Source organism: Archangium sp. (assembly GCF_036389735.1).
Lineage (GTDB): Bacteria > Myxococcota > Myxococcia > Myxococcales > Myxococcaceae > Archangium.
In genome coordinates, this window is sequence record NZ_DASVWK010000596.1 from 1 (window position 1) to 7148 (window position 7148).

The following is a 7148-nucleotide window of genomic DNA, read 5'->3' on the forward strand; positions in this document are numbered from 1 at the left end:
ACCACCGGCGCCTGGAGTGCCGCCGCCGCCATGGGCGCGCCCCGCGCACTCCACTCGGCGCTGCCGTTGGCCTCCGGCGGAGTGCTCGTCCTCGGCGGCAATGGCCTGGCCAACAAGCCGCTGGCCTCCGCCGAGCTGTACGACCCCTCCACCCGCTCCTGGAGACCCACGGGAAGCATGCTCTACCCTCGCGCCTACCACGGCACGGCGTTGCTGCCCTCGGGACAGGTGCTCGTCTCCGGCGGCTACAACCCCCGCGACGGCATCCTCTCCTCGGTGGAGCGGTATGACCCGGACAGCGGCCGGTGGACCTCCCTCGCCCCCCTCGTCGAGCCCCGCTACCGCCACGCCAGCACCGTGCTGGCCGATGGCCGAGCGCTCGTCACGGGTGGCTTCGGCCCTGGAAACCAACTCGTCCGCGCGGAGTTGTACGACCCGGAGGCCGGCACCTGGGAGGCCCTCGCTTCCGCGACGTACCGCAACCGCCATACCGCCACGTTGCTGCCCGATGGCCGCGTCCTCGTGGCCGGTGGTTTCGGGAGCAGTGCCCCCCTGGCCACCGCCGAGCTCCTGTCGCCCTCGAAGGCCGGCTGGACCGGGACGGGTGCCCTGAACACTCCCCGCTACTTCCACACCGCCACCCTGCTGCGGGACGGCCGCGTCCTCGTGGCCGGTGGACTGTCCTCCTCCGCGTAGAGCACCACCGAGCTGTACGATCCGGCCACCGGCTCCTGGCGGCCCGCGGGCGGCATGGCGCTGCCCCGCCGCTACCACACTGCCACGCTCCTCGCCGATGGCCGCGTCCTCGCGGTGGGGGGCCTGGGCTCGGCCTCGCCCGGCCTGCCTTCCACCGTGCTCCGCTCCGCCGAGCTGTACGACCCGGCCACCGGATCCTGGACCTCGCCCTCCACCCTCGTCCCAGGCACGCCGCGCATGGACCACACCGCCACGCGCCTCGCCGATGGTCGCGTCCTCGTGGTGGGCGGCTTTGGCGCGCCTCAACCCGGTCAACCCAACCAGACCCTGGCGACGGCCGAGCTGTACGATCCGGCCACCGGCTCCTGGCGGCCCACGGGCGGCATGGCGCTGCCCCGCCGCTACCACTCCGCCACGCTCCTCGCCGATGGCCGTGTCCTCGTGGCGGGCGGACATGATGGCACCTCCGCGCTGGCCTCCGCGGAGCTCTACGACCCCACCACTGGCACGTGGACCGTCACCTCCTGTGCCTCCCTGGACCGCCGCTACCACACCGCGACCCGGCTGCCCGATGGCCGCGTCCTCGTGACAGGCGGCATCGACAGCTTCGCCAGACCCGTTCCGACGGAACGCTACAGACCTTAGACGCCTGGCCTCACGCAGTGGGCCGGGGTGTCTCCAGATTCCACACCCGCGTGGATTCCGCGCCCCACGGGCGCGGCGGCAACACACTCATAGGAGAGACGTTTGAAACAGGTTTTCAAGACGATGGGATTGGGCCTTCTCTGCCTCGGCGTGGGCTTCAGTGACTCGGCCGCGGCCAAGGACAAGCAGTCCGGGGAAGAGAAGGAAGCCCCCGTCGGCAATCGCAGGCTCAAGGGAGAGCCGGCCGACAGCCCCCGCCTCACGCTCCCCGTGGACGTCTTCGACGAGCCGGCCGTCCCGCTGGACGCCTCCACCGCGCGCGCCATGTACTGCCCCAAGGATGAGGGCTACGACTGGGGCCGGCTCCAGGGCGCCGCTGGCTTCGACGAGGCCTACGCCGCGGCCGCGGCCTGTGACCGGGTCTTCACCGCGGGCTACGCGCAGGGGCAGCTCGGCACGCTCAACGGCCCGGGTGGCTACGACGTCGTCGTGAGGAGCTCGCTGCCGGATGGCAGCACCGACTGGGTCAAGTACTTCGGCACGGCGGGCTCGACCGCCAACGACCAGGCCACGTCGGTCGCGGTGGTGCCGGGCACGTGCAACTCGACGGACCTCTACGTGGCCGGCTACACCAACGGCGCCCTGGCGGGCACCCACAAGGGCGGCAGCGACGTCTTCCTCGTCCGCTACCACGCCAACACCCAGGCCGAGCGGTGGCGCATCCAGCTCGGCTCGTCCGGCACCGACAACGCCTATGGCGTCGCGACGGATGCCGCGGGCAATGCCTACGTGGTGGGCTCCACCAACGGCAACCTGGGCTTCCGGACGCCGCCCACCGGCACCACGGACATGTTCATCGCCAAGTACCTGGCGAACGGGACGCTCGCCTGGGTGCACCAGCTGGGCGTCAACGGCAAGGCCACCATCGCGCGCGGCGTCAGCGTGGGCGCCAACGGCGCCATCTACGTGACGGGCTACACCACCGGAGGCTTGAGCGGGCAGGTGTACAAGGGCGGCAGCGCGGATGCATTCATCGTCCGCTACAAGGACATGGGCAACTCGGGGACGCTGGAGCGCACGCTGCTGCTCGGCACGGCCGGCACGGACTACGCCTACGGCATCACCACGGCCCAGGAGGCCAGCGGCACCTTCGTCTACGTCACGGGCCAGACCAACGCCGCCTTCGCCGGGAACACCAACAAGGGCGCCTATGACGTCTTCACGGCCAGGCTCGACGACAACCTCAACCCGCCTACCTGGCTCAAGCAGGAGGGGGGGACCGGCAACGACTACGCCTACTCCATCGCCTACAACAAGGACCAGGTCATCGTCGCGGGCGCGAGCGAGACCGACTACACGACGGACGCCGCCCTCGGCAGCTCCGACATGCTGATGATCGACTATGCCGCCCAGACGGGAAAGCGCCTGCTGACCGAGCACCTGGGAGGGCCCGCGCGTGAGACGGCCCGCGGCGTCGCCGTGGATGGGCAGGAACGCGTCTTCCTGGCCGGCAGCAGCGACGGCAAGATCTGCGATGGGGCGGGAGAGACCTTCACGGGAGGCTTCTTCGACTCGATGGTGCTGTCCTTCAACAACAGCTGTCGCATCTCGAAGAAGGACCCGCGTTGCGACGACAGCGGTGCGACGGGAGATCCGCACTACTTCACCTTCGACAAGCTCTTCTATGACTTCCAGGCCTCGGGCGACTTCGTCCTCGCGCGCATGGAGGGGGACGCATCCTTCGACGTGCAGGGGCGTCAGTGCGCCTGGAGCCCCGGGGCGAGCGTGGCCACGTTCCGCAACGTGGGGGCGCTCGTGGGCACCAACCGCGTCGAGGTGCTCTCCAACGGCGAGGTCTGGGTGAACGGAGCGGCCAAGACCCTCACCACCCCCCTCATCCTGCCGGGTGGCGGCGTGGTCTCCCGGTCCAACGCGGCCTACACCGTCTCGTGGCCCACGGGTGAGCGCTTGAGCGCCACGCCGGCCGGCTCGTACATGAACGTCTTCCTGGCCGTCCCGAAGTCGCGCCTCGGTACCATCCGCGGGCTGTTCGGCGATGGCGACGGCTCGAAGGACAATGAGTACATGCGGCGCGATGGCTCGCAGCTGGCCTCGCTGCTCACCTTCGGCGACATGTACCATGGGCTGGACAGCCTGGCGACTCACTGGCGTGTTCAGCCGGGTGTGGACTCCTTGCTGCTCGAGCACGGCACGGACTGCACGGACCTGGGGGCGCCCCGGACGCTCCTGTCCCTCCCCGCGCTGACCCCGGAGCAGCGGGCCGCGGGCGAGGCGGCCTGCGCGGCCATCACGGATCCGGCCCTCAAGGATGACTGCATCCTGGACGTGGGCGCCACGGGCAACCCCGTCCTCGCCGAGGCCTCCGCCGAGCTGATCGACCGGCGCGAGAAGGCCGGCCACGACACCGACGTGCCCGTCGCCAAGGTGGTCGGCGTCTACTTCAACAACTTCACGGGCAACATCGGGGGCGAGTGGGACAGCATCGTCACCAACGTGACGCCACTGGGCGGTCGCATGTTCCTGGGCGAGTTCGGTAACCAGAACGTGCGCCTCACCCTCAACAGCCTGGGGACCCATACGAAGCTGGCCGTCTCGTTCGATCTCTACGTCATCAACGCCTGGACGGGAGAGAACGCCTTCTTCGGCAGCCCGACCACCTGGAAGGCGTCCGCGGACGGCGTGGAGCTGGTCAACGCCACCTTCTCCAACTGGGATGGGACCTTCCAGTCCTACCCCTTCCCGGGGATGCCGGCCCAGACGGATGCCATCGAGATCGACTCGCTCGGCTACCCGTACCGCGACAGCGTCTACCGCATCAAACTCAACCTGGACCACACCGCGTCGAACCTGACGCTGGACCTGTCCGCCGAGGGTCTCTCGGGGCTGATGGGCGAGTCCTGGGGTGTCACCAACTTCGAGATCCAGGGTCGCTGACGCGTCCAGGGGTTGCTTGAAGTAAAGGGGGCTCGCGGCGGCTGGACAGCGCCGCGAGCCCTCGTTCAATAGGGAGCCGAGCGGCCCGTCTTCTGGCCCGGAGCGTAAGTTACTTCGGCAACTCCCGTGGTGGTGCTCCGCGCGGAGCTTTCGCGCGGAGCTTTCCACCGACTACCGAACAAGGCCGTCATTCGGGTCTTCGACAGCCTGTGGCGTGAAAGCTCGGGGGAACTCTCATTCACGGCACGTCGTTATAGATCGCCCTGCTGATCGAGTTGCCATAGGGGCTCTTCCCCTATGGAGTGGTGCACGACAGCTTGGCCACGCCACCAAAGCCAGCTTCGGGCGAAACACGGTACGTCCTCACGTTTCCCGAGCCATTATTGCAAGTCCATTCAGCGACATAGTCCTTTGCGCAACCAGGAGCGGGATCGCCGAGCACCCGATAGTCCACCACGTAGTCACAGAGCGCCTTTCCAGTGCATGCGGTTCGGAGAGCACTCGTCACGTTCCCGCGTGAAGTCCCACAATTGCCGCCGTAGGTCCCCGCCGTCACTGTGATGGTGGCTTGAATGCAGGAGCCCGCTGTCACCGAGGGGGTGAAGGCCATGGAGGCCACGAGCCCGAATGCATTGCTCACCATGGCCGTCACCGTGGGAGTGACACTCGGTGTGGTGCAGGAGGGGGCCGTCCAGCTCACCTGGCTGGTGTCGGTGCTCGTCGTGGCCACGGAGATCGTTCCCGTATTGGCCTTCCAGGAGAAGGAGAGGCGGCTGGCCTGGGGGTCCATCGCCTGCACCAGGAGGGTGAGGGAGGCGCCGCCCGCGACGGAGGCCGCGGACTGGGAGGCTTCCACGACCTGGGGAGGCAGCGGCGTGGTGAGGGCCGCACCGGAGGGCGCCTCGTTATCGCCGAGGTTGTAGGTGTGGCCCAGGCCGAGCTGGCCATGGGTGTTGCGACCCCAGCACCGGGGCTCTCCCGAACTCAGCAGGGCACAGGTGTGCCAGGCGCCGGTGGCGAGCTGGAAGGCCATGGTGCCACCGAGGTTCACAGGGGTGGAGGGGGGAGTGGAGAGGGAGGCGGTATTGGCACGGCCGAGCTGTCCGGACTCGTTGCGGCCCCAGCACTTGAGGACGCCGGGGCTCAGCAGGGCACAGGTGTGCTCGGCGCCGGTGGCGAGCTGAAGGACAGGGCCTCCCGTGTTCACGCTGCCCACGGAAGCAGGCGTCTCGTCATCGCCGATGGAATTGGTATGGCCCTGGCCCAGTTGGCCATGGGCATTGCGGCCCCAGCAGCGCACGGTGCCGCCCTCCAGCAGGGCGCAGGTATGCTGGCTGGTGCCGTGGGCGGCGAGCTGCACGACGGTGCCGCCCAGGCTGACAACACCCACGCTGGCCGGTGACTCATCATCGCCAATGGGGCGGGTATGGCCCAGGCCTAGCTGGCCAGAGTCGTTGCGGCCCCAGCAGCGCACGGTGCCGCCCTCCAACAGGGCGCAGGTATGCCAGGCGCCCGAGACGAGGGGCCGCACGGTGCCGCCCACGTCGACATCTCCGGAGGGCAGTTCATCATCGCCGATGGGGCGGGTATGACGCAGGCCGAGCTGGCCATGGGCATTGTGGCCCCAGCAGCGCACCTTGCCGGTGTCCAGCAGGGCGCAGGTGTGAGCGAAGCCGGCCACCAGCTCGACGGCCCGGCCACCGAAAGGCACATAGCCGGAGTTGGAGAAGGCCTCATCGTCACCGAGGGAGCGCGTATGCCCATGGCCTAGCTGGCCGGAGTTGTTGTGGCCCCAGCAGCGCACGGCGCCGCCCTCCAGCAGGGCGCAGGTGTGGTGGCCGCCCACGGCGAGTTGGGCGCCGCTCTCCGCGAGGGGAACGTTGCCCACCGAGGAGAGAGGCTCGTCGTCACCGAGGGAGCGGGTGTGGCCCTGGCCAAGCTGGCCGGAGTCGTTGAGGCCCCAGCAGCGCGGGGCGCCGTCGCTGAGCAGGACACAGGTATGGCTCTCGCCCGCGAGCAGGGACTTGAAGCCGGTGTCCGCGGTGGGGTTGTCGGGGAACTGATTGGGCGGGAGGACGTAGAGCAGGGTGGTGGTACCGCCCTCCGCGTCCGTCACCTCCAGCCGCAGGGTGCCACGCAGCTCGGCGGTGTAGCCCTGGAGCAGGGTGGGGTTGGCCTGGGCCGAGAAGGTGGGCGGGGCATGGGGACCGTCGGGAGAGAGGCTCCAGGCGTAGGAGAGCTCGGAGAGGGGCCGGTTGTCGGAGACGGAGGCCTCGAAGGCCACCTGGGGCGTCCCCGGCACGCGCACCGCGCTCAAGGCGTTGATGACGGGATTGAAGCGGACAAGGAAAGAGGTGTCGCGCACGCCCTCGGAAGAGGGAGGACGGACGCGGAGGCGGAAGGTGGTGCGGACGGAGTGGCCGTCGCGGTTGGTGAGGCGGATGGCGTGGGAGAAGTCGGTGGTGGAGGCGACCTCGGGGGCGGTGTAGCGGATGACGAAGGTGGCGGAGGTGCCCTCCATCACGACGCTGCCCTGGGATGGGAAGAAGGTGCCGCCGGCCCCCTCGAGGACATAGTCGAGGCGCTCGCCAGCGCGGGCCGTGACGAGGAAGCTGAGAGGGAAGCTCCGCTCGGGGAACAGCTCGGTGGGGAGGGTGATGCGCTGGATGCGGGGCAGGGTGATGTCCGCGCGATGGGTCGCCGGAGTGAGAACGATGCTCACCGGGGTGTTGTCCTCGGTGAGGGTCTGGTGGGTGGAGCCCCGGAAGAGCTCGGCCCCCGAGGTGTTGGAGGCGATGGCGACGAAGGAGAGGGGCTTGTTCTTGGGGAGGAAGGGAAGCCGGCCCGTCCAG

The 7148-nt window shown here is 69.2% G+C and carries 4 protein-coding genes; 3 read left to right on the forward strand and 1 reads right to left on the reverse strand.

What is annotated here, in order from left to right; all coding sequences use genetic code 11:
• The 3 genes from VF794_RS20835 to VF794_RS20845 all read left to right on the forward strand — a co-directional run.
• Positions 1–696 (forward strand): Kelch repeat-containing protein (locus tag VF794_RS20835; RefSeq protein ID WP_331113066.1); only part of this gene is annotated, 696 nt, incomplete at its 5' end.
• Positions 697–708: 12 nt separating this feature from the next.
• Entirely contained in the window at positions 709–1341 is a 633-nt protein-coding gene (locus VF794_RS20840) for a Kelch repeat-containing protein (protein WP_422653119.1), read from the forward strand.
• Positions 1342–1443: 102 nt separating this feature from the next.
• On the forward strand, positions 1444–4296 hold the full coding sequence (locus VF794_RS20845; RefSeq protein WP_331113070.1) for an SBBP repeat-containing protein: 2853 nt from the start codon (positions 1444–1446) through the stop codon (positions 4294–4296).
• 295 nt (positions 4297–4591) lie between these two features.
• On the opposite strand, the gene VF794_RS20850 is transcribed toward VF794_RS20845, so the two are convergent.
• The coding region (locus tag VF794_RS20850) for a hypothetical protein (protein ID WP_331113072.1) at positions 4592–7148 on the reverse strand (2557 nt) is incomplete at its 5' end.